Source organism: Dysgonomonas sp. 520, from assembly GCF_010501095.1.
Lineage (GTDB): Bacteria > Bacteroidota > Bacteroidia > Bacteroidales > Dysgonomonadaceae > QVMP01.
Genome location: NZ_QVMP01000023.1, coordinates 121272 through 144724, shown reverse-complemented (window position 1 = coordinate 144724; position 23453 = coordinate 121272). Strand labels below are relative to the sequence as shown.

Sequence of the window (23453 nt, the reverse complement as noted above, 5' to 3'; positions counted from 1 at the left end):
AATCCTTACAACCTATTGTTTTCAAAATACTTGCACCACTTTTTTATTCCACATTCCTCACATTTCGGCTTTCTTGCCATGCAGACGTATCGTCCGTGTAGAATCAGCCAATGATGCGCTTTTGAGAGCAAATTTCTCGGAATATTTTTCACTAATTCTCTTTCTGTTTCTTTAGGTGTTTTTGAGTTTGTTGTAAGTCCTATTCTGTTTGCTAACCTGAAAACATGCGTGTCGACAGGCATAGCAGGCTTATCGAAAGCTACAGCCAACATCACGTTTGCGGTTTTTCTGCCTACACCCGGAATCGACTCCAAATCTTCGAGTGTGTCCGGCACTTTTCCGTCAAAATCGGCAACCAATTTTTTCGCCATGCCTAAAAGGTTCTTAGCCTTGTTATTAGGGTAAGAAATACTTTTTATGTATTCATATATAACCTCCACCGATGAATTGGCCATTACTTCCGGCGTTGGATAAGCCTCAAACAGAGGAGGCGTGATCATATTCACACGTTTATCGGTACATTGAGCAGACAAGATGACAGCAATCAGCAGATGAAAGAAATTGTCATAATGAAGTTCCGTCTCCGCTATCTGCATATTCTCCTCAAACCAAGATATAACTCCCGAATATCGCTCTTTTTTAGTCATATACCTACAATTAGTTTTCCAAAACAAACTTAATAAAAAAAACTCTCATCGGTTTCCCTTTGAGAGTTTTTCTTATATATTCTACTTTTAAAGTTCTTAGAAGAAGTTGACTCTGTTATCCTTAACTTTCAACTTTTCGTACAAACTAGATAAGGTGCGTGATGCTATGTTGTTGTACATATTTTGTGACTGCATTCTGATAGTTTTAGGATCATAATTGCCACCTTGTTCTTCTCTCTTAAGAACGCTTAAAACAATCACACCGTTCTCACCCTTCAATGGCTCGGTCACTTTATTCAATTGTCCTACTTCGGCATAAGCATTCACAACCGGCTCGTATTGCAAACCTTGAATTGATTGAGTAGAGAAAGTTACAAATCTTGTTGTATCTACTTTTCCATTCATCACCTGAGCATAAGCGTCAAGAGTTGTTGCCGATTTAGATTTCAAATCAGCTATAATTTGCTCTGCTTTCTTCTCTCTGATTATTTCGGGTTTCAACATACTCTGAACTTCAGTAGCTGAATAGGGAACATATCCGGCTTCAATTTTGTCGGTAATGATAGCTACTACTCTCTTACCTGTATAATCGAATTTATCTATCGATCCAACCTTTTCTCTGAACGCCCAGTTTACAACCTGGCGAGAACCTTGCACACCACCCACGCCTGGCATTGTAGGCATTAACATTTCGTTGGCCATAACAGAGTATCCTTTTTCAGTAGCTCCCGTTACAAAATTGTCGAGGTTTCCGCTAACTGAAATAAATTGATTCAACTCTGTATCAATATTGCTGATAGTTCTCGAACTTGGCGAAACAGGCACTTGTACCGTGATCAGATTAACCTTCTCTATTGGTTGTGATTTAGAGTTTATCTTAACCAAACGGATAGCTCTGCGATCTTCCAATCTCAAAAGTTCTCCGGATGTAGCATTGAAACAAGCTGTTATAAAACTATGGTCGAAACCATTTTGTGCCAACATTTCTTCTGTCACATCGCCTAGTCTTCCTCCATTCGATTGAGGCATCAATTCGTTGGCAACTGTTGTGAATTCTTTTCCGTCTTTCAATACGGTCATTATACTGTCGGCAAAACGCTCACTTATAGCTCTGTCTTGCAATGGAATTGATATCAATTGAATATTCACAGAATCGGCACGCGTAGTTTTGTCAACCAGACGATACAGGTAATAGTTTGTATTATCTTTTATTGGCCCCAACACTTGACCGTCGGCAGCTGTTTGAACAAAGTTCTGAACATCCGCATCCAACTTGTTTTGTGCCACAAACACATTGTAATATGGTGTTGTCGGATAATCATCTACCACTTCTTCTGGTTTTTCTGCAGTTTGCAGTCTTTCCTTTACTTTTTCAAGTTCTTTTTCCGCAGCCTCGTAATCTTCGGCACTTGGCACTACATCTTTCACGAAATAAGAGATTCTTCTCAAATCCATAGATGTTTTGAAGTTGTTCTTTTTCTCGTTATATAGCTTTTTGATCTCACTATCCGACACTGTTATCGTAGAATCGGGTATTGACGAGTATCTTTGTACAACATAAGCCAAGTCGGCAGAATTTTTTGTTCCTTCGTAGCTTGCTTTTGTTTCCAAATCGTTCATCATCAGGGATCTGGAGAATAAATTGTTGTATTTTCTTTGCAAACGTTCGTTGATAATTTCTTCTTCAATCAGCACCCATTGAGCATTGCTTTGAGCCAATTGTGCGCGTTGTTGGTCAGATTCAAGAGTTGAAGGGTCTGTATTCAGATCTGATATGAATTGTTGCAAAACAGCTCTGTTTATTTGACCTTGCTGATCGCCAAAGTATTGCATCAAAACAGGGGATAGTTGTTGACCTGAAACCAAATCTTGAAATTCTTCGTTCGACACGGCAAGACCTAATGCTTCAGCCTGATTTTTAAGAGCCATTATTCTTACCATTTCCTGATACACTTCATCTCTTACTTGTGCTGTCTGCTCTTCAGTCAAGTTTCGCAAGTTAGGATTGCTTTGTAGAATCATATTAACTCTTTGCTCAACTCTTCTACTAAATTCACCTGTTGATATAACCTCGCCATCAACTTCAAAAGCGTTATCCTTAAATTTATTGAACATTGTTGTTCCTGAGTTCAATAAGTCTCCTAAGACAAAGCACAACAGAGCAACGCCTAATATACCGATAAGAAGGCCAGCTCTATTTCTAATCCTCTGTAATGTAGCCATTTATAATAAAATGTTTTGTTGTTTTATATTAATTTTTATTTTTTTCTGCAAATTGGCATGCGAATATAAGCATTTTGAACCGAAAACAAATAATTCCGTGCAAAAAATATGCTTCTGCATGACTAAATTAGCATTTTGACTGCTTTGTTAAAACTCCTTGTTTTCGTCAAAATACAAATCCGTGTCAAATGGCTTGATGATTCGCCACGATGTCATACTTTGGTTCGACTCAAATCCAAGACCTTGCACCAATCCCTTGTTTGGACGCACTATTTTTATATATTTATCCGAATAGATCTTTTCTTTTTTTTCGTCCCAAAACAATTCTTCGCTCGAAAAAGTTTCGTCTATTATATTTTTTATAAAAACATTTCCTTTCAGTTTCCATATCTGCTTGTTCGTATACCTCCAGGCGGTATCCGACTTAATGCTGACTTCGATATGAAACAGGGAGTCGAACTGTTCTACGTAAAATCCATCAGGGAAATACCAATGCGGATCTTTTGACTTTTCGAAAAATTGCCAGGTTTTTGTCACCAGTTTATACCTGATTAAACCTGAATCGGAAATCAATGTAGTGACGCTATCCGAGTCGATCATGGGTACGGTTTCGGAATCGAAAATAAGTGTTGCTAGATCTTCTTTTTCCTTTTTGCAACCAGACAAAAGAAAGATAGCAACCCCTAGAAAAGTTGCTATAAATGCTTTCGTATATTTTTGTATTGTGGTCAAAAGTTGATCAATTATTAGGTTATCTGAATTTGTTTTTAACAAACCACAAGTCGTTTATGTTGACACCTAACGATACTCCGAAATATTGCTCTTTCACCATGTTCGATATCTCGGGAGCCAGATGCCTGTACTCGAAATTGATATTGATGTATGACGTACGACCTGTGAAGTTCATATCCCTGAACGGCAACCCGAATCCGAGGGTGACGCCATATTGTTTATACCCGCCTATGCTGCCTTCGTTAGTTTTTACGTTCAGATACGAGTTTGAGTAATTTGCTCCTCCTCTGAATTTTATCCTCTTGAAATAACTGCGATCCATAGGGTTGGCCACATATTCAAATCCGGCGCTTACTTTCCATCGGTCTTTAAATCGTTCAATATCGTCCAGATTGTCGTTACCCAGGTTCTCATATTTTATTTTAGACCATTCTTGAAACGTTACATCTGCACCAACCAGCCAATTGTGTCTGTTAGCCAGAGTGAATCCTAAACCGTACGATGCCGGCATACCGCTATTCACGTTGTGTGTGGTATCTACTCTGGCAGTGGTTACAGAGCCTGAAGAATTGTACGTGTAAACTCCTTTTATGAATCGGCTTTTAGAATTGATTGCCGGAGTATATACAGCTCCGATTGTCAGTAATTTATTGTTCATTACGGGCATTTCGTATTGTGCCCCTATGTCGAATTTTACAGTGCTGATTTTCGACTCTGTCACAATGTAAAGCGAATTAGTGTAGTTTTCGCCGAAAGCCGGAACACTCCTTGTATTATCTAGCGAGCCAAAAAGATATGACACATTTGCTCCTATCGAGATACCTTTGAACGGCTCGTAAGCTAATCCTCCATATATTTGACTCAATCCTCCCGAACCATTGAATTCGCGTTTTACGTCAACACCGTTTATCGTTTCAATGTTTCCGAACTGATAGCCTACCGACGAAAAGGGCAGGATACCAAAGCTTATCCCGATTTTTTTCGATAAGGGCATCATCATTGTTATATAGCCCAAGCCTCCGTTATCATCGGTTTGCGACCCGCTGTTGTCGCTCAGTTTGGTTTTGGAATAGCTCACTCCAAAATCGAAAATAAAAGTAAGTGAGTCTATTTTAGAATAGGATGCCGGGTTTCCGGGGTTGATGTTGGCACTTTTGCGTAAACCGTAACTCAATCCTCCCATTGAGCGGGATATGCCTGCGCCTTGGTCTGTCAAAACGCCATAGCCATAGCGGCTATACGGTGAGTTTGTATTCTGGGCAAAAGATATTGAAGAGAAGCACAGTAATAGGACTGCTAATAACGATTTACTAATATTCGACATACAATAATTTTATATTATGTATAGATTAAATCTTCCACAACGTTTTTTCGCCTACAAATGTATTGTTTTTTCATTCACATACTAAACAATTTGGAAACTTTAGTAAATTTTACTGTCCCAAATTTTAAATATGTTAACTAATTTAACCTAAATATTTGAATACAAAATAACATTGAGAAATATTGCGATAACAATCATTCACACTTTAAAAACATTTTTTAATCCGGCTTGCCATGTTTTTTTATTATTTTTCATTGTTATATGTAGTATCTTTGTAGCCTGGTTACGAGCAGTTGATAACTGCTGAATATAAACATCGTATAGTTAATGAGACTCAACATCAAAGCTCACATACAAAATATACTGAAAGCCATTGCTCCGATCAAGGATATTCTCTGGTTTCTATTTCTTTTTCTTTTACTCAACTTTCTTTGGAAATTGGTGGTGGACGACAGTGCCAAAAGATTATTGATTGTGTTGGGGAAAGACCTCACATGGTATGTTCATCCTGTATGTGAATGGACGGCAGGCGCTACATATTGGGTGATACACGACTTGCTTGGCTATCATGAGTATGTGAAGGCGGGCACGTTTTTGTATTTTCCCGACTCTCTCAAACTGGTGATTGTCTGGGATTGTACGTCCATCAAACAGGTCATTATTTTCACCATATTGTTTGCCTGCTATTATGGGCCTTGGAAAAAGAAACTGATCTTCATTCCTGTTGCTTTGCTCATTATCAATGTGATAAATATCTTGCGTATTGTTAGTATTGCCCTGATTGTTAAAGACGGTTTTCCCGAATGGTTTATCAATTTCAATGAGTGGTATAACAACAAAATCTGGATAAATGACCAAATATCAAAGATGGAGTTTGAGCGGGATTGGTTTCAATTATTTCACCGGGATATATTCACCTGGATATATTACGATGGTATCATTTTCTTGTTGTGGTTATATTGGCAAGAAAAGATAAACCTGCCATATCAGCGGTTGAAAGCAAGAACCAGAGATCAGGCTGCTGTCAACAGTTAGCAAAATAACTTTTCACACAGAAATTACTCACTCAATTGTTACATGTGCGCCGACCTGTACTTCTGGTTATCTTTCTTCCTGCTCAAAAATTTGAAGCGGAAATTGTATATCGGTTGCAGTATGTCGAACAATATGAATGATATATAGAATCTTGGCGTTTTGAAATATTCGCTTGCTTTTTTCAGAATAAAGTATTGAACAAAATATCTGATAAAGAACAATAAGGCTATTATTCCCAGATACACCCAATTTTCCGATAAAATGCCATACGTCAACAAAAGAGCAAACGAAAGATAGAACAGATAGCGTGTTGTGGCTTCGAGCGAAAATATGCTATGACCATCTTGCTTGAAATAATTTTTTGCCCTCAAGTAGGTGGTTTTAAGCCCTCGCCATGTTGAGTACGAATCCAAATCCATCTCCATGAAGCTGTCTTGATGTACCTCCACAGCTGTATTTTCCTTTGTTACTATCCGGTTGATGAATACTTCCTCTCCGTTTTCGTAGTTAAGAACCGAAGAAAAACCTTTATTGTTGAAGAACAATTCGCGCCTGTATGCCAAGTTGCGGTATGTGCCTGTAAACGGCTTCTTTTTTATGGCTCGCGATAGGTATTGCAAGCTGAAAAACAGGTTATCGAAGCAAGCCAATCGCTTGAAAAAGCGTTTCTTGCCGGTTATGTAACTGTATCCAAGCACAACATCTTTATCTTCCGTAAAGTTCTGAGCCATCAACGAAATCCAGTTTCGTGAAACAGGTCGGCAATTGGCTTCGCAAAACAACAATATGTCGTTTTTTGCAGCCTTTATGCCTATTGTCATCGACAGCTTCCTGTCTCTCGAATCGGGCGAAAAGGTATGATACAAATTAGAATGGCTTGCGCTATACCTGTCCAGCAGTTTCTCGCTTTCGTCCGTAGAGCCTTCATTTACCACAATGACCTCAAAATCAGGATAGTCCTGATCGAGAACGATAGGCAGATTTTTTGCCAGGTTTTCAGATTCATTTTTTGCAATAATAATCACCGATACCGATGGTTTTCCGGTATTCAGCACCCTGTCCTGATTTTTATTATCTTTCTTCTGTTTATTTGCCGGACGGCGATAATATACAAGATAGAACAGTATTTGGATAAAGAATATAAGGAAAAACACACCCAATGAAACCAACTCCGGTTTTGTAAAGTGAATATTATTCAAAAAATCTTCCATAATTTTTTAAGAAAAACAGGAGCCGGGAAATTTATCTCAACTCCTGCCTTATAACGATTATATACGGTTTTATAATTTGTCTGAGTAATATGGTTTTGGCAACTCGCGGCAGTTGTACCTCGATGCCATAATTTCGCCATAAGCTCCGGCCGAACGCAAGGCGATCAGGTCGCCCCGTTTTGTCTCATTCAGCGGGTAGTCTTTTGCAAAAACATCCGACGATTCGCAAATCGGGCCCACTACATCGTATTTTTCTTCCGGCAGGTTAGACGATATATTTTCTATTTTATGATATGCCTGATAAAGAGCCGGACGAATAAGGTCGGTCATTCCTGCATCCAGAATCAAGAATTTTTTCTCGTCGCCATGCTTCACATAGGTCACGCGGCTAATTAACGAACCACATTGAGCTACTATTGCCCTGCCTAATTCGACATGTAGCATTTGCCCCTGACGAAGTTTCAGGTTTTTATGATACAACTCGAAGTAAGTCTCAAAATCTGGTATCGGGTTGGTATTCGGATTTTCATAATCTACGCCAAGTCCACCCCCTACATTTATATGTACCGGTTTTATGCCTTTTTCTTCAAAAAACTCCTGAAGCTCGTTCACCTTATCACACAAAGGCTTGAAAGCCTCCTCTATATCCAATATCTGCGATCCTATGTGAAAATGAATGCCAATGAGCGTTACATTTGCCATCGTTTTCAAGACATCGAGCGCCGACGTGATTGTCGTAAGGCTGAATCCGAATTTGTTTTCATTCAATCCGGTTGTTATATATTCGTGTGTGTGTGCATCCACATTCGGGTTGATGCGCAATGCTACCTGAGCCACTTTCCCTTTTTTTCCGGCAAGTTCGTTGATTACCTCCAATTCGGGCAACGACTCCACGTTGAAGCAGAATATGTTCAGGTCTAAGGCTTCATTTATTTCTTTGTCAGTTTTTCCCACACCTGCAAAAACGATCTTACTGGCCGGAAAACCTGCCGTAACGGCCGCTTTCACTTCGTTTCCGCTAACGCAATCCGCACCAAATCCGGCAGCTGCAATTTGTTGTAGTAGATGATGGTTTGCGTTTGCCTTCACTGCGTAGTGTTGTGCATATCCGTATTTGTTGGTCAATGCTTTTACCGTTTGCAATGTCTTTTTCAAAAGCTCCACGTCATAGTAATAGAAAGGAGTTTCAATACCTTTAAAACGATCTACAGGAAAATTTCCTTTTGTCATAAAATATTTAATTAAAAAACAATCTATTTTGCTAATATCTTTATCTAATAATCTTTAAAATAACTCTTCGTTCAACAACCTCAATGCATCCGGCTTATCTTTGCTATCGACAAGAAACGATACGTTAAAATTGCTGCCACCATACGAAATCATACGTACGGGCAATGTTTTCACAGCATTCAACACTTTCGACTCGAAACCAACATTGTGCCAGTCAAGATCGCCGACAACACATATCAGAGCCATATCCTTATCAACCGATACGGTTCCGAATTTTTTCAGATCGTCCAGTATTTCTTTCAGGTAGCGGTCGTTATCGATGGTTACGGAAACACCGACTTCCGAGGTCACGATCATGTCTATTGATGTTTGATGAAAATCGAACACTTCAAACACTTTCCTCAAAAAACCATGAGCCAGCAACATTCTTCCCGATTTTATCTGAATGGCGATGATACCGTCTTTTGCCGCAACGGCCTTGATTGTGCCTTGCGAAAGTTTGTTCGAAATCAGCGTCCCTTGTGCCTGAGGTTCCAGCATATTGAGCAACCTGACCGGAACATTCGCCATCTTTGCCGGAAGCACACAGGTGGGATGCAGTATTTTATCTCCGAAATAAGCCAATTCGGCTGCCTCGTCAAAGCTTAGTTGCTCTATCGGCTTAGCGGTATGAACATACGCCGGATTGTTGTTTTGCATCCTGTCGGAATCTGTCCAGATTTGGATTTCTTCGGCATTTATGGCTGCCCCTACCAGCGATGCTGTATAATCACTGCCGCCCGAACTGCGCAAGTCGTCTATTTCGCCATACGCATTACGGCATATATACCCTTGCGTCACGTATGCCGCCGCATCAGGGTTTTCGGCTAATAAGCCTGTTAATTTTTCTTTTATATATACAGGGTCGGGTTCTTTATTTTTGTCTGTACGCATGAAATCGGCAGCCTGAATCAGTTTTGCGTCAATGCCTTGTTCTACCAGCAGCAGATGGAAAATTCCTGAGCTCAGCAACTCTCCCTGTGCCAATACAATACGTTCTTCGAACAGTGTAAACAAATCTTTAGTGAAAGAACGGACATAGTTTATCTTTTCCGTCACAAATTCTATTGCCGCAGTTTTAGCTTCTTCCGTTGAATAGATACCCGAAATTTCCATCAGGTAACGAGCTTCAAGCCTGTTGATGATTTCGTTTGCACCCTCAATGTTTTTGCGGTACAAGTAGTTAGAGATATCTTCCAATGCTTGTGTGGTTTCTTCCATAGCCGAAAGAATCACAATACAACCCGGAGTATTGCTAACAATATGAGATACTTGCTTCATCCTATCGGCCGAGCCTAGGCATACGCTACCAAATTTTAGAACTTTCATCTCTTTTCCTACTTTAATAATACCTTTGAGAATATCTGAGCAAAAGTACAAATTAATGTTTTAACTCTAGTAATATCTTGGCAAAAATCATATCCTTATCACCATACTATGGGCTCAATGCCTTTCGACTCAAGGTATTCGTTTGTTCTGCTGAAATGCTTGTTGCCGAAAAAACCGGAATGTGCCGACATGGGTGACGGATGAACGGATTTGAGCACCAGATGCTTGTTTTCATCTATAAATGCAGCCTTGCGCTGGGCATAAGATCCCCAAAGAATGAATACAAGATTTTCACGTTCGTCAGCCAATCGTTTTATGGCCGCATCAGTGAAAGCCTCCCATCCCTTGTTCTGATGCGAACCTGCTTTGTGAGCTTCGACCGTGAGCGTAGCGTTCAACAGGAAAACTCCCTGGTCTGCCCACCGAATCAAACTTCCCGACGCAGGACGTGGTGTACCTATATCCGCTTCTATCTCCTTGAATATATTGAGTAGCGAAGGCGGAAAGCGTACACCATCGTTCACCGAGAAGCAGAGCCCGTGAGCCTGCCCGTCGTTGTGATACGGGTCTTGTCCCAGAATGACCACCTTTACCTTGTCGAAAGGAGTATGGTCGAAAGCGTTGAAAATCAGCTTTGCCGGAGGAAATATTTTTTTTGTTTGATATTCGTTCCTGACAAAATCGGTCAACTTGAGGAAGTACTCTTTTCCAAACTCATCTTTCAATTGTTCTTTCCAGCCTTCTTCAATTCTTACGTCCATATTCTTTTCTGTTTTTATTTTGACCCAAATATATCACATTTAATTTTAACATAAAAGATTTCTATTCAGGTAAAATGAAACAAAGATGTAAAGAACGTTTTTCGTTACTCATTCTTCTTGTTCATCTCGATGGTCAAGCTATCCGTACTTGAAGGGGTTTCCAGTATTGTCAACCCAAATACTCTCACAATTGTGATAAGATGGTTTATAACCTCTCCCGATATGCGTTCATAGTCTAGCCAGACAGTTGTGTTGGTGAACGTATAAAGCTCGATGGGAAGTCCGCCTGTCGATGGGGCCAACTGCCGCACCATCAGGGTCATATTTTGGTTTATGTTCGGATTGTTTTGCAGATACCATGTGGCATATTGCACAAACAAATCACAATTTGTCAGTCTGTAACCTAGCAAAGGAGAATCTTTGCCAATGCCTAGTTTTTTGTTCAGGTTGTCATATTCCGAACGTTTTTCTTTAAGAAATCCCTTGAACGGAGGTAAAGACTGATATTTATCCAGTTCTTCGTCTGTGAGGAAACGGATGTCCAGTTGCTTTATTATTAATGACCTCTTCAAACGTCTGCCACCGCTTTCCTGCATGCCTCGCCAGTTCTGGAACGAGTCGGAGACAAGCGAGTATGTGGGGATGGTGGTTATCGTTTTGTCAAAATTCCGCACCCTTACGTTCGACAGGTTTATTTCTTCTACATTGCCATCGGCTCCATATTTGTTCATCGTAATCCAGTCTCCGATCATAACCGTCTTGTTAGACGAAATCTGGATGCTTGCCGCAAATCCCTTGATCGTATCCTGAAACATCAGCATCAGTACGGCGGAGGCTGCACCCATAGCCGCAAAAAAGGCGGTGGCAGATTTTCCTGTAATAATAGAATATATAGCCACGGCAACAAATATGTAAAGGATGATTTGTATCACCTGCAAATAGCTCTTCATCGGCCTGTTATGAAAAGCAGGCTTTTCTTGCAATACATCAGCAAAAGACCTGATGACGGACATTAAAGTCCAGACAATCATAAATGCGATATAGACATCGGCAAGTTTCATCAAAGGACTTATCCACGATGGATAATCGGCAAAAATGGTTGGTATTGCATTCACTATAAACGTATAAGGAACAACCATTCCCAGATAAAATGAAAATTTATTCTTTTGAAGGCGTGAAAATATTTTCAAATGTGTGATTTTCTCAATTCTTTTGAAAAGTTGGTTTAGGATGAAGTCGATCAGCTTTTGCAGAATGACAACAATAACGATCACTATAATCAACAGTAACAGTAGATTAACAAAACTGATCCACCCTTCGGGTACGCCCCAGCCATGCAGCAGGTTGCGGGTGAATTGGGTTATCGCATTGGCAGACGTGTTAAATTCTTTGTCTAAAATTTCCGGTTCCATATTTATCTTTTTTTAGTTATGTTCGAGTTGTATAATAGTATAAACGCAAATGCAGCCTAAATATATTAAAATTTTACATTTTTTTTACATTAAAGTTCGTGTTGATATAATATCTGTTTTATATTAATCCCTTGATGCGAAATAAATACTTAAAAATAACACTTGCATAGTATTCAATTCATCTAATTATCTTATTTTTGCTGTTTATTAAGTGAAAAAGCATTTATTAAGATATAACTTGCAAATTGCGAAAACAAATAAAAAAGGTTTGCGACCCTTTAAGATTTGAAATGCCGTATGAAAGAGATCAAAATTAAAGATAAGGAGTTTGAAGTATTCATTCAGGAAGAAAAAATACGTGAAGCAATAAAGGTTATAGCACAACGTATGAATAAGGATTTGGAGGGTAAAGATCCTCTGTTTATCGCAGTGTTGAACGGAGCGTTTATGTTTGTCGGCGAGTTGATGAAGCACCTGACAATCCCCTGCGAAATATCTTTTGTTCGTATGGCTTCGTACCAAGGAATAAAATCGACCGGAAAAATCAAGGAAATATACGGATTGGAAGAAGATATAGAAGGACGGACTATCGTCATTCTGGAAGATATAGTGGACACAGGGCATACCATGTCGCTGATATTAGACCAGCTTGCTTGCGACAGTCCTGGCGAGATAAAGGTGGCCACGCTTTTGTTCAAACCCGATGCGTTGAAAACAGAGCTTAAGTTGGACTATGTAGCTCTCGAAATACCAAACGATTTCATTGTGGGGTATGGACTCGATTATGACGGATACGGACGCAATCTGGCTGATATTTACAAAATAAAATCGTAAGCAGACAAAAAGAAATACAAAATATTCATATACCTAATATAAGAAGCATGCTAAACATTGTAATTTTTGGAGCTCCCGGATCGGGAAAAGGAACACAAAGTGAAAATCTGATTGAGAAATACAATCTTGCGCACATCTCGACGGGAGACGTACTCAGGGCTGAAAAAGCTGCAGGAACGGAACTCGGCAAACTAGCCGATAGCTATATGTCGAAAGGACAGTTGATTCCCGACGAACTGATGATTGATATTCTGGCAAGTGTTTTCGACCAAAAAACAAAAAACGGAGATTGCAAAGGCGTTATTTTCGACGGTTTTCCCCGTACCATTCCACAAGGAACTGCATTAAGCGAAATGTTGAAGGAAAGAGGTGAGAAAATTGCTGCCGTGGTCAGCCTTGATGTAGCCGAAGAAGAACTGATAGACAGGCTTATCAGCAGAGGACAGAAGACAGGTCGCACGGACGACAACTACGAAACCATCAAAGCCCGTTTGGATGTTTATTACAATCAGACAACACCTCTGAAAGAGATGTACGAAAAGGAAGGCATACTTCATGCAATTGAGGGTATCGGTACTATCGACGAAATATTCGGACGCATCGCTACCGTAGTTGATAAAGTAAAATAAGACAAATGCAGAATACCCGAAACCGGGAATCGAATCTCTATGGCGGTTCGTTTCTTGGTTTTGGTTTATTATATTCCCTCTCTTCCGGGGAAGATTGGGGAGAGGTGTAATCAACTGTTGATTCGCATTATTTAGTAAATAAGTTGCGGGATACAGGTAAATTTTCATTCTTAATTTAAAATATATGTCAGGTTCAAATTTTATAGATTACGTTAAAATATACTGCCGATCGGGAAAAGGCGGTAGAGGTTCAACCCACTTCCGTCGCGAGAAATACATCCCGAAAGGCGGGCCTGATGGCGGTGACGGTGGTGATGGCGGACACGTCATCTTGCGTGGAAACCGCAATTACTGGACGCTTTTGCACCTGAAATTTCAGCGACACATTCTTGCAGGGCATGGCGAAAGCGGATCGGGCAGACTGAGTACCGGAAAAAAAGGTGAATCTAAAATCATTGAAGTGCCTTTAGGCACAGTGGCTTATGACGCTGAAACCGGCGACTATCTGTGCGACATAACAGAAGACGGACAAGAGTTGATCTTACTGAAAGGTGGTAGGGGCGGACGTGGAAACAACCATTTCAAAACGCCTACAAATCAGGCTCCCCGCTATGCTCAACCGGGCGAACCCTACGAGGAGCGGCGAGTGATTCTGGAGCTGAAAGTGTTGGCAGATGTAGGTTTGGTTGGTTTTCCCAATGCAGGGAAATCGACTCTGCTGTCGGTGGTATCGGCAGCAAAGCCTAAAATTGCAAATTATGCCTTTACAACACTTGAGCCTAGTATCGGGATAGTCAGTTACAGAGATCACCAATCGTTTGTGATGGCAGATATTCCGGGAATTATTGAAGGCGCAAGTGAGGGTAAGGGGCTAGGATTAAGGTTCTTGCGACACATCGAGCGGAACTCTCTACTTCTGTTTCTTGTTCCTGCCGATGCCGACGATATACACAAAGAGTATAATATTCTTTTAAACGAACTGGCACAATATAACCCTGAGTTGCTTGATAAACGCCGTGTGTTGGCAATATCCAAATCGGATATGTTGGACGACGAGTTAATGGAAGCCTTGAGTGCAGACTTGCCCGATGTTCCTCATATCTTTGTTTCGTCCATCACCGGGTATAATCTTCAGCAGCTTAAAGACTTGCTTTGGTCTGAGCTGAACAAAGACGGAGACTACCGCAAAGAGGCACATACAATAGTTCATAAAAAACTGAACATCAAATCTATTCTGGGAGAAGAAGAGGAAGATGATCTCATCCCAGAAGACGATTACGATGAAGGAGAAGATTATGGCTACGAGATGGAAGATGAGGATGGTTTCGATCCTGAGTTCTATTACGAAGACGGTGAGGAATTTGAGGAAGACAAAGACGAAGATGAAGAAAAATGATAAATACGGCAATTTGCTTCAATTCGAGAACCTGAGCAGGTTCAATTCTCTTTTCCATTTTACCACAACCATTGATGGTGGCGTGAGCAAGGGCAACTATGCCACCTTTAATCTGGGTATTTATGCAGGTGACGACCCCGACAGTGTGGAGGAAAACCGTAATCGCCTAGCCGTAATGGCAGATGTGGATGCCGAAGACTTGTATTTCCCGTACCAAACGCATGGTAGTGAGGTGAGGGTGATTGATCGTGATTTTATGTCGAAATCTGATCTTGAGAAAATGCAACTTCTTCATGGCATTGATGCTGTGATTACGAACAGGCGCAATATCTGCATAGGTGTTTCAACAGCCGATTGTGTGCCTATCCTGATCTACGATCCTGAGAAAAATATACTGGCGGCGGTTCATGCGGGTTGGCGCAGTACGGTTGCACGGATAGCCGAAAAAACAATTGAAACGATGTCTCAAAAATTCGGTTGCAGTCCTTGTAACCTTGTGGCAGGTATCGGACCATCTATATCGCCGGAATATTTTGAAGTGGGCGATGAGGTTGCCCAAGCATTTACTGATGCAGGCTTCAATATCAACGAAATATCTTTCAGAAACGACAACACAGGCAAGGTGCACATCGACTTATGGAAAGTAAACCAAATTCAATTGTGCGATGCAGGGGTGTTGAACGAGAATATCGAAATTGCTGCGCTTTGCACTTACTCTCTGCCTGAATTGTTTTTCTCAGCCCGTAGGCAGACAATACATTCGGGTAGGATGATTACGGGCGGAGTTTTACGGTAATTACTTTTTCCAGTAGTGTTTCATTAACGTATTCCCGCTTGCGAAGTAGATGCCGTTCTGCCTGACGGGCGTAAACGTGACATTTGGCTAATTGACGGGGTACCCACACAGCGCAAATAAGCGATAGGAACAAAAAGTTGTTTGAGCATAGCCGAACTATTCTGGTTTTGACAGGCTTTTGGTGCGAGTTATTTTTTGTTCAGCTTATTAAGTTGTATAGTGGGTCGGCAAGGAGCCTTGGTCACAAAAAGCCTTTTTGATTCCTTTTGAGGCTTAGGTCAAAAGGAATGCAAGCAATCTTGATTGCGCGCAGTGTAGGGGGGTATTTATAAAAATTAAAGTTGAATCTAAAAAATATTTTTATGAAAACGATATTTAAAACATTGCTTTGTGCTTCAATTTTTATCTTGACAAGTGTAAGTCTTTCGGCAGAAGAGAGAAATATAGCAGAAGAATTTGAACAGGATACGGCTCGATTGGAAAAGAAAATAGCCGATATGCTCGAAAGTGATTACAGCACAATGGGCATGATTGAAGCTGCCAATGCTCAGGCGGAAGGTTATGATGCCTTGTTGAATAAATATTACAAGATATTGATGCAATGCCTCACCGAAGCCGATAAAAAGGTACTGAGAGAGTCTCAACGCAATTGGATAAAGTTTCGAGACGGGGAATATGCTGTGATTTCAGGTCTGGTGGCTTCGAGAAAATATACGGGAGGGGGAACCATGTGGGGACCCGTAAGCGTATCTATGAGAGCATCCTTAATCAAGCAACGGTTGATGGAAATCTATGCTTATATCGATGTTGTTTATCCGGGCACGGTTTATGAATGAGAATGATTATCTTTGCGTGACAAAAAAAGTTGGCACAAAAGGTAAGAAGATAATGGCAGGAAAACTAACATTTTACATAGCACGTCATGGAAAAACATTGCTTAACACGCTCGACAGGGTTCAGGGGTGGTGCGATTCTCCATTGACACAAGAGGGCATTGAGGTGGCTCAATTTCTGGGCAAAGGTTTGGAAGACACGATGTTCAGGTCGGCATATTGTAGCGACTTGCGCCGTACATTGCAAACTACAAGAGTCATACTTGATGCAAAAAATCAGAATGATATTCCGGTGATGGAAATGGCTGGTTTTCGGGAAGCCTGTTTCGGTAGTTACGAATCGGACTTCAATCATCGGATGTGGACTGATATTTCCATTTATCTACAATATGTTACGATAGAAAAGATGTATGACGCCTTTCTGCGAAAAGAGATTACATATCGGGAGATAATGGCAGCTATTGTTGAACTGGACAGGCTGGGAACGGCTGAAAGTTTTGAGCAGGTGAAAGAACGTTCGATCAGAGCATTATTAGACATTTGCCAAAAGGAAGAAGCCGGTGGAGATGGAAACATACTTGTTGTATCGCATGGCATGACTATTCTTGTGCTCATGTTTGCTTTGGAAGCCGAAAATCTCATTGAAGGGCATTTGCCAAATGCAGCGGTGTGTAAGGTGGTATATGAAAATGGTAAATTTAACGTGCTTTCGGTAGGTGACCTGAGCTATGTAAATCGGGGAAAAGAAAAATTAAATAAGTGACCTTTTTGTTTACATCTTGTATCGGAAATTACTACCTTTGTTCATCTTTTATAACAATAATTATTAAAAACAAACTTTATCATGAATAAATTTTCTTTGGATGCATTCTTGAAAGAAACTGCACAAGACGACTCAAAACACGGTTTTTTTGAATTAGAGAAACCTGAAATGTTGGAGTTGAATCTACAAAATCAAACCGTAATGATGAAAGCCGGTTCGATGGTGGCATACGACGGTGATATCAAATTTAAACGTGAAAGTATTCTTAGCCAAGGACTTGGTAATTTGCTGAAAAAAGCAATTTCGAGTGAAGGTATCAAGGCTATGGAGGCTTCGGGTACAGGGCGCATCTATGCAGCCGACCTGAAGAAAAGAATCCGTATTCTATATCTTGAGAATGAAACGATATTTGTTAACGGAAACGATGTTCTTGCATACGAAAAAGATGTGAAATCAGAAATAAAAATGATGAAATCGGTAGCCGGAATGGTAGGCGGTGGTCTTTTTCAGGTGAAACTATCCGGAACCGGGCATATTGCCATTACAACACACGGAAATCCTCTTACATTGCGCGTAGAACCGAGTAAACCTGTATTTGCAGATCCTAATGCAACAGTGGCATGGTCGGGAACGTTGACTCATTCAATCAAGACAGATGTGTCGTTCAAAACATTTTTGGGAAGAGGTAGCGGCGAAAGTATCCAAATGAAATTTGAAGGTTCGGGATGGGTACTCATCCAACCTTATGAGGAATCTTACGGAACGGCGAAGTAACATTTTGATATATATCGATTGATGAAGGTGACCATTCTGACAAAGGTCACCTTTGTTTTTCTTATATAATCTGCTTTGGTAAAGGTATTCTTCATTTAAAATTTTTATCTTTGATTATTGAAAAATCATTGATGATGACAGAAGTTACAGGCGAAGAAAAAAATACACCCGAATCGATGAAGGCTCTTATAGAGGCCTTTACGGAGGCAGCACGTAAAAAACTAGAATATGACGTGGAAAAGTATAGGCAAAAGCGAGCCAATGGTAATATATTGATGATGGATTATTACAAAAGAAAATTATACAAAGCCATCTTGGCTTTGCGTGACTTTGAATCTAAAGTAGGGAAATAGTAATGCGATGTGTGGGTGAGTTACATTCCCATGCCTAGCCAAACATAATATTCTTTCGGAAAAATATTGTCTAAGCTGACTTCTTTCTCAAAAATTCCAAAGACGGATGACCCCGATCCCGACATAGAGGAATAAATAGCACCAGCCTCATATAATTTGTTCTTAATCTTTTTTATCTCAGAGAATTGAGGGAAGATGCTTTTTTCAAAATCATTATACATCAGGTGTTTCCATTCCTCAACAGGTTTTGAGGCGATTTCTTTCAGCGAAATCTCAGGTTGTTGAGGCTTAATGAGGGCGAAGGCTTCTTTTGTTGAGATATGTATATTGGGTTTAATCAGTACAAATTGGTATTTGCTCAAATCTAAATTAACATTTTCGAATAGTTCGCCAATGCCGGAAGCAAACAAGGGTTTGTTATAAATGAAGAAAGGGCAGTCTGCTCCTAGTTTTCGGGCATATATAGCTAATTCTTCGTTTGAAATATTGAGGCTGAAAGTATCATTCAATAGTTTGAGCATGAATGACGCATCAGCCGAACCACCTCCGATACCTGCGCCGAATGGTATTTTTTTTAGCAAAAAAATGTCGATAGGAGGAATCTCATAGTCTTCCCGCAAAATATTCAAAGCCTTTATCACCAGATTGTTCTCAGGGAGCGAATCTACTTTTATTCCCGATTCCGAAAAACTATCTTTTCCGTTTTTTGAGGGGATAATTTCCAACGCATCTTTTATGGCGATAGGATAAAAAATGGTTTCGAGATTGTGATAGCCATCTTCTCTTTTTGAGACGATATTTAATCCGAGATTTATTTTGGCATTAGGGAAGCAGATCATATATTTTGAGATTAAAAAAACAAGAGCAGAGTTATGGCTCTGCCCTCAACTTATTTTTATTTAAACCAGTTTTTTTATCAGAGCCTCTTTATCTCCGTAAATATAGTCAATAATCGGCACTTCTATCATCGTGTATGCTCCCGGTCTTTGCTTCATTGTTGCACGAGCAGATGCTACAAGAACCTGTGCTGTGAGAGCCGGATTATTTATTTTCATGTTGAAGTCGAATAATTGATTTTGAGTTTCACCGGAAACACCTTTGCGAACCATGTTCACACCATGTCCCATATCTTTCAGGTTATCCACATTGTCAACCTGCATTACATGAGTTTCGTCGTGAACGAAATAATCGTCTGCTTTGATTGCTGCCGCTACTTCATCAAATTTGTAACCATCTTCCACCTCAATGTAAACCATACGGCGATGAATGCTCGTGCCTAACGGGATGGTCATGGAAAGGGCTGCTTTGACTCCTTTTATCGCCTTCACCGCTACGGTGTGACCCATGCTCATGCCCGGTCCGAAATTGGTATAAGTAACCCCTTTAGGAGCCATGAATTCGAACATAGAACGTATCATCGAATCTGTTCCCGGATCCCATCCGGCAGAAATAATAGCCACTGTGTTATTGGCCTGCGCCACTTTCATCAATTCGCTACGGAGGTTGACTATGCCACCGTGTATGTCGTAACTGTCAACAGTGTTGATCCCGTTGGCAAGGCAATCTTTCGCATACGTCTCAACACTGCGGGTCGGCGTACATAAAACAGCGACATCAACGTCTTTCAGTTTTTTTACATTGTCAACAACCTCGTATTGTTTAATCTCTTCAGGGATATTCGACACATCACGGCGTACAATGCCGGCTATCTCTATATCGGGAGACGTGTTTATGGCTTCCAACACATATTTCCCTATATTGCCATATCCTACTACGGCTGCTCTTATTTTCTTCATATTACGTTTTTATTAATTCAACTATTGTGTTACATTTAAAGAAATTTCCGCTACTATCTATTTTCTACGAAAATAACCCAAAAATATAAAAAAAGATTAATTATAGAGGCACTTTTCCATTCTTTATGATAGTTTCTGAAGATTTAATAGTTATATTCGCAATTCTAAACTATTGTCAGGTATGAAATTAATTGATAAGTTTCCGGGCGACATAAGAAATATTATCTTCGATTTTGGAGGCGTGATTATGGACATTAATATTGGTAAGACTATCGTAGCCTTTGCCAATCTTGATATTGCCGGCCTGAAACCGGATGATATAATTTCATCACACAAAAGTTTCCTTTACGAATTGGAGATCGGTACAATTACTCCCGACGAATTCATAAGTTCCCTTTATCGGGAATATCCTACTGCGAAGAGGGTATCAGACAAATTGATTTGGGATGCATGGAATGCTCTGCTACAACCATACGACCCGGAACGTATTTTGATGGTGGATAAGTTGAAAAACGACTATAATCTTTATTTGCTGAGTAATACGAATTTTCCGCACAGAATAAAATTCAAAGAAATGTTCAGGCGGCAATTTGGCGAAAATTTCGAGGATCTTTTCATTGAATGTTTCTATTCGGACGAGATGCACTTGAGGAAACCCGATCCGGAAATATACAAAAGAGTGATTGAGGAAACGTGGGTAGATCCCTCCAAAACCCTTTTTATTGATGACAATGAAGCAAATATAACGTATGCCCGTAAAGTGGGGCTGCATGCCTATCACCTGACGGGAGGCGAAAAGATAACCGATTTGTTTGAGTGACATCATCGGAATGGTATAAAAAGAAAAATGAAGAATTTGTCAGTAGTGAGTACAAATTCTTCATTTTTTTTTGTCGATATATCCAATCTTTACCTTAACGGCTTATCCGTCAATATTGCTTCTTTACCGGTGATGGTGCCAAGTTGCCCTACACCGCCGGAGAGATTTACAGCACCAAGATATTTTATTGGGGTAGTGTTGAGAGCATTTCGAATCTTACTTCCTCCGTATGCGATAAGTGTGCCCCAACAACCCATATTAGCTTCAGCAATATCGCTACTTCTTGAAGATGTGTATAAGCTTGCTTTATGAACACCATCTCTGTCATAGAATTTTATACACCTGTTGGTTTGAAGATTGCCACAATATTGCAACGCATCGGGATGAGCCAAAGCTTCATCTTCATTGTTACACTCTATTACCCGTGCAAAACCAGAACTTCCTCCCGTATAATTTTCTTCGGTGGTTACGACATACCATTTAGAATCTTGATTGAAAACGAATGCCCTGGCTGCAGATCCGTTTGGACATTCTGCCGGCGGTTTTAAAACAGAAAGATGAATAGAACATGTGCTTCCGCCTATGTTGATCGGGAACGATACTTTGTTCATTGTGTTGGTTGGGGTTCCCGAAAATTTGACATCAATAAATCCGGATGGTGAGTTGAGGGTTTGAGCCTCAACATTGGCTACGATACTTCCTACCGTGCCTATTGTTCCGGCAGCCAAAGAGTAACTTCCACTCGATAGTGTATAAGGTATTTTTACGACAGGCGTCGACACACTCATATCTGCATTAATATATCCTGTTGCAAAAATATTCGTACATTCAATGGCTAAAAGATCTGTAGTGTTGATAGAAATATTACAACTGCTACCACCTATCGTAATAGGTAAGTTGAAGCTGGAAGATACCGTAGGATTTCCGATGATGGTTACGGTAATCTCCCCGGTTTCGGTATTCAATGTTTGTTCCCTGGTTATTACGGCTCTAATATCATTGGTTGGTCCGCCAACTATACCTACAGGTATGGTGTATGGTGTGTTGCTTATGGTATATGGTATATACACTTCTTCGTTTATAGGTACATTGATTGATCCGGAAACCGATATGCCGGTGCAATTGATGTCGAACGAGAAGGCGCATGGATCTAGAAGTCTTTCCCATTCTTTGCCATTCCAAACATACGGTCCGGGGCATAAGCCTTTTAGAGGATCATTTGTTAAATTGTAGACAATGAGTCCGGTATGAATAGATCTTTCATAAACCGTATAATTCATATCATTTGACTCGAACATAGGATAGAGTTCGTCTATAAGCGTCAAATTGACTCTGGGCAACATCATCCCCTTATTGGTGTTGCTATCCATATTTTCATTTTCTTTCAGGTCGAGCAGTGCTCCTTTTCTGGCATCTATGCCGGAGCCAATGGTAACCTGAGCGTGCATTTCCTGCGTAATGAAGAACAGTAGAGTAAAAAAGATTAGTCGTTTCATTTTTCTTATTGGGTTTAAATTCGACCTGTTTTTGAAATTGAAAATGTAGGGGGTATCGAAAGTCTTTTCTTCCCCTAATTGGCTCCGCCGAACGTTGTTTCTGAACGGAGTGACGGATCTCTGTTTTGAGAGTTCCGATGCTTTGTTTCACTCAGCATGACAAAAATGAACAAAGCTAAAAGTCAAGATGACTTCATTGTATCTATTAACAAAAAGATGATAAGTGGTAAAAAATAGTCGTATCCTATCTTACAATTAACCTAAAGGCAAATTTATGAAGACTTTTACAAAAATTATATTTTTGATGTTTCGGATTACAGACAGAGATAAGAATTCTTTTTTGATTATAGTTTAGATGTCAGACTGATAGCTCGACGTGTTTCAGAATCCGTAAAAATATATTCGGGTGTTTTCTTATATTGAATATCCCTGTTGGGATGGAGCAGAAATCAGAGTAAATGTGAAAGAGCAAAAGGTATTAGCACAGTCAAAAGAAGAGTTGAAGACTTTGATGTTAACTCATTATATTATAAGATTTATATCGGTTTTGTCATTTTGTACGAAGTGAAAAATCTGGATGTTTTCAATCCAAACCCTTCATTTTACTCAGAAACAACGTTCGAGGAGCGAAGGCGGCTCAATGACAGTGTAAATATGTATTATATTTCTGTTAGTTATCTTTTATTTATGTGAATCAGTAGTTGAAAAGTGTTGGATTGTTTTCGATATTGTGTAGGGGCGAATAAACATTCGCCCTGACATTCGGGCGTAAAATTTTACGCCTTGTTTCGCTTAACGTGTTCCCGCCTACGAAGCAGATGCCGTTTCGCCTGACAGGTACAAACGTGACATTAGGCTAATTGACGGGGTACCCACACAGCGCAGATAAGCGACTAGAAGAAAAAGCTGTTTGAGCATAGTCGAACCATTCTGATTTTAACAGTCTTTTAGTGCGAGTTATTTTTTGTTCAGCTTATTAAGCTGTAAAGTGGGTCGGCAAGAAGCCTAAGTCACAGAAAA

General features: G+C 40.1%; 22 protein-coding genes. 10 read left to right on the top strand and 12 right to left on the bottom strand.

Annotated features, from left to right (window positions below):
* Window positions 1–5: 5 nt before the first annotated feature.
* From nth to D0T56_RS13420, 4 genes are all read right to left on the bottom strand, one after another.
* Window positions 6–647, bottom strand: coding sequence for an endonuclease III (gene nth, locus D0T56_RS13435; RefSeq protein WP_163320668.1), 642 nt, complete (start codon window positions 645–647; stop codon window positions 6–8).
* A 96-nt stretch (window positions 648–743) separates the two neighbouring features.
* A complete protein-coding gene (locus tag D0T56_RS13430) occupies window positions 744–2870 on the bottom strand; it encodes a peptidylprolyl isomerase (protein WP_163320667.1) in 2127 nt (708 codons plus the stop codon).
* Between the two features lie 147 nt (window positions 2871–3017).
* Window positions 3018–3602 carry an LPS export ABC transporter periplasmic protein LptC gene (gene lptC / locus D0T56_RS13425; RefSeq protein WP_185153885.1) on the bottom strand — a complete coding sequence of 195 codons (585 nt, stop codon included), beginning with the start codon at window positions 3600–3602 and terminating at the stop codon, window positions 3018–3020.
* 19 nt (window positions 3603–3621) lie between these two features.
* Window positions 3622–4926, bottom strand: a complete 1305-nt coding sequence (locus D0T56_RS13420; RefSeq protein WP_163320666.1) for an OmpP1/FadL family transporter — start codon at window positions 4924–4926, stop codon at window positions 3622–3624.
* A gap of 327 nt (window positions 4927–5253) precedes the next feature.
* Between D0T56_RS13420 and D0T56_RS13415 the strand changes: the two genes are divergently transcribed.
* On the top strand, window positions 5254–5961 hold the full coding sequence (locus D0T56_RS13415) for an exosortase/archaeosortase family protein (RefSeq protein ID WP_163320665.1): 708 nt from the start codon (window positions 5254–5256) through the stop codon (window positions 5959–5961).
* Window positions 5962–5999: 38 nt separating this feature from the next.
* Here the strand turns inward: D0T56_RS13415 and D0T56_RS13410 are convergent, their stop codons facing one another.
* From D0T56_RS13410 to D0T56_RS13390, 5 genes are all read right to left on the bottom strand, one after another.
* Window positions 6000–7172: a glycosyltransferase gene (locus D0T56_RS13410; RefSeq protein WP_163320664.1), complete on the bottom strand. Its 1173-nt coding sequence runs from the start codon at window positions 7170–7172 to the stop codon at window positions 6000–6002.
* 69 nt (window positions 7173–7241) lie between these two features.
* Window positions 7242–8402 carry a diaminopimelate decarboxylase gene (lysA, locus tag D0T56_RS13405; protein WP_163320663.1) on the bottom strand — a complete coding sequence of 387 codons (1161 nt, stop codon included), beginning with the start codon at window positions 8400–8402 and terminating at the stop codon, window positions 7242–7244.
* Between the two features lie 54 nt (window positions 8403–8456).
* A complete protein-coding gene (locus D0T56_RS13400) occupies window positions 8457–9770 on the bottom strand; it encodes an aspartate kinase (RefSeq protein ID WP_163320662.1) in 1314 nt (437 codons plus the stop codon).
* A gap of 98 nt (window positions 9771–9868) precedes the next feature.
* Window positions 9869–10531, bottom strand: a complete 663-nt coding sequence (gene ung, locus D0T56_RS13395; protein WP_163320661.1) for a uracil-DNA glycosylase — start codon at window positions 10529–10531, stop codon at window positions 9869–9871.
* A 104-nt stretch (window positions 10532–10635) separates the two neighbouring features.
* Complete coding sequence (locus D0T56_RS13390; RefSeq protein WP_163320660.1) at window positions 10636–11943, bottom strand: mechanosensitive ion channel family protein; 1308 nt, start codon at window positions 11941–11943, stop codon at window positions 10636–10638.
* Window positions 11944–12240: 297 nt separating this feature from the next.
* Between D0T56_RS13390 and hpt the strand changes: the two genes are divergently transcribed.
* The 8 genes from hpt (at window position 12241) to D0T56_RS13350 (ending at window position 18321) form a co-directional block, all read left to right on the top strand.
* Window positions 12241–12777, top strand: a complete 537-nt coding sequence (hpt, locus tag D0T56_RS13385; RefSeq protein ID WP_163320659.1) for a hypoxanthine phosphoribosyltransferase — start codon at window positions 12241–12243, stop codon at window positions 12775–12777.
* 47 nt (window positions 12778–12824) lie between these two features.
* Complete coding sequence (locus D0T56_RS13380; RefSeq protein ID WP_163320658.1) at window positions 12825–13406, top strand: adenylate kinase; 582 nt, start codon at window positions 12825–12827, stop codon at window positions 13404–13406.
* A 184-nt stretch (window positions 13407–13590) separates the two neighbouring features.
* Window positions 13591–14802, top strand: coding sequence for a GTPase ObgE (gene obgE, locus D0T56_RS13375; RefSeq protein WP_163320657.1), 1212 nt, complete (start codon window positions 13591–13593; stop codon window positions 14800–14802).
* Window positions 14789–15598 carry a peptidoglycan editing factor PgeF gene (gene pgeF / locus D0T56_RS13370; protein ID WP_163320656.1) on the top strand — a complete coding sequence of 270 codons (810 nt, stop codon included), beginning with the start codon at window positions 14789–14791 and terminating at the stop codon, window positions 15596–15598. Before obgE ends, pgeF begins: the two co-directional genes overlap by 14 nt.
* 362 nt (window positions 15599–15960) lie before the next feature.
* On the top strand, window positions 15961–16434 hold the full coding sequence (locus D0T56_RS13365) for a lysozyme inhibitor LprI family protein (RefSeq protein WP_163320655.1): 474 nt from the start codon (window positions 15961–15963) through the stop codon (window positions 16432–16434).
* Window positions 16427–17194 carry a histidine phosphatase family protein gene (locus D0T56_RS13360; RefSeq protein WP_255491180.1) on the top strand — a complete coding sequence of 256 codons (768 nt, stop codon included), beginning with the start codon at window positions 16427–16429 and terminating at the stop codon, window positions 17192–17194. The genes D0T56_RS13365 and D0T56_RS13360 overlap by 8 nt, the downstream gene beginning before the upstream one ends.
* A gap of 81 nt (window positions 17195–17275) precedes the next feature.
* A complete protein-coding gene (locus tag D0T56_RS13355) occupies window positions 17276–17968 on the top strand; it encodes an AIM24 family protein (protein ID WP_163320654.1) in 693 nt (230 codons plus the stop codon).
* 131 nt (window positions 17969–18099) lie between these two features.
* Complete coding sequence (locus tag D0T56_RS13350; RefSeq protein ID WP_163320653.1) at window positions 18100–18321, top strand: hypothetical protein; 222 nt, start codon at window positions 18100–18102, stop codon at window positions 18319–18321.
* Window positions 18322–18341: 20 nt separating this feature from the next.
* Here the strand turns inward: D0T56_RS13350 and ispE are convergent, their stop codons facing one another.
* Together ispE and D0T56_RS13340 are read right to left on the bottom strand one after the other, a co-directional pair.
* Window positions 18342–19160, bottom strand: coding sequence for a 4-(cytidine 5'-diphospho)-2-C-methyl-D-erythritol kinase (gene ispE / locus D0T56_RS13345; RefSeq protein WP_163320652.1), 819 nt, complete (start codon window positions 19158–19160; stop codon window positions 18342–18344).
* A gap of 60 nt (window positions 19161–19220) precedes the next feature.
* The gene (locus tag D0T56_RS13340) at window positions 19221–20117 is read right to left on the bottom strand and encodes a diaminopimelate dehydrogenase (RefSeq protein ID WP_163320651.1); all 897 of its coding nucleotides are present in this window, start codon (window positions 20115–20117) and stop codon (window positions 19221–19223) included.
* Between the two features lie 181 nt (window positions 20118–20298).
* Here D0T56_RS13340 and D0T56_RS13335 point away from each other — a divergent pair, with 181 nt between their 5' ends.
* The gene (locus D0T56_RS13335) at window positions 20299–20937 is read left to right on the top strand and encodes an HAD family phosphatase (RefSeq protein ID WP_163320650.1); all 639 of its coding nucleotides are present in this window, start codon (window positions 20299–20301) and stop codon (window positions 20935–20937) included.
* A gap of 89 nt (window positions 20938–21026) precedes the next feature.
* Here the strand turns inward: D0T56_RS13335 and D0T56_RS13330 are convergent, their stop codons facing one another.
* Window positions 21027–22433 carry a hypothetical protein gene (locus D0T56_RS13330; RefSeq protein ID WP_163320649.1) on the bottom strand — a complete coding sequence of 469 codons (1407 nt, stop codon included), beginning with the start codon at window positions 22431–22433 and terminating at the stop codon, window positions 21027–21029.
* Window positions 22434–23453 lie beyond the last annotated feature (1020 nt).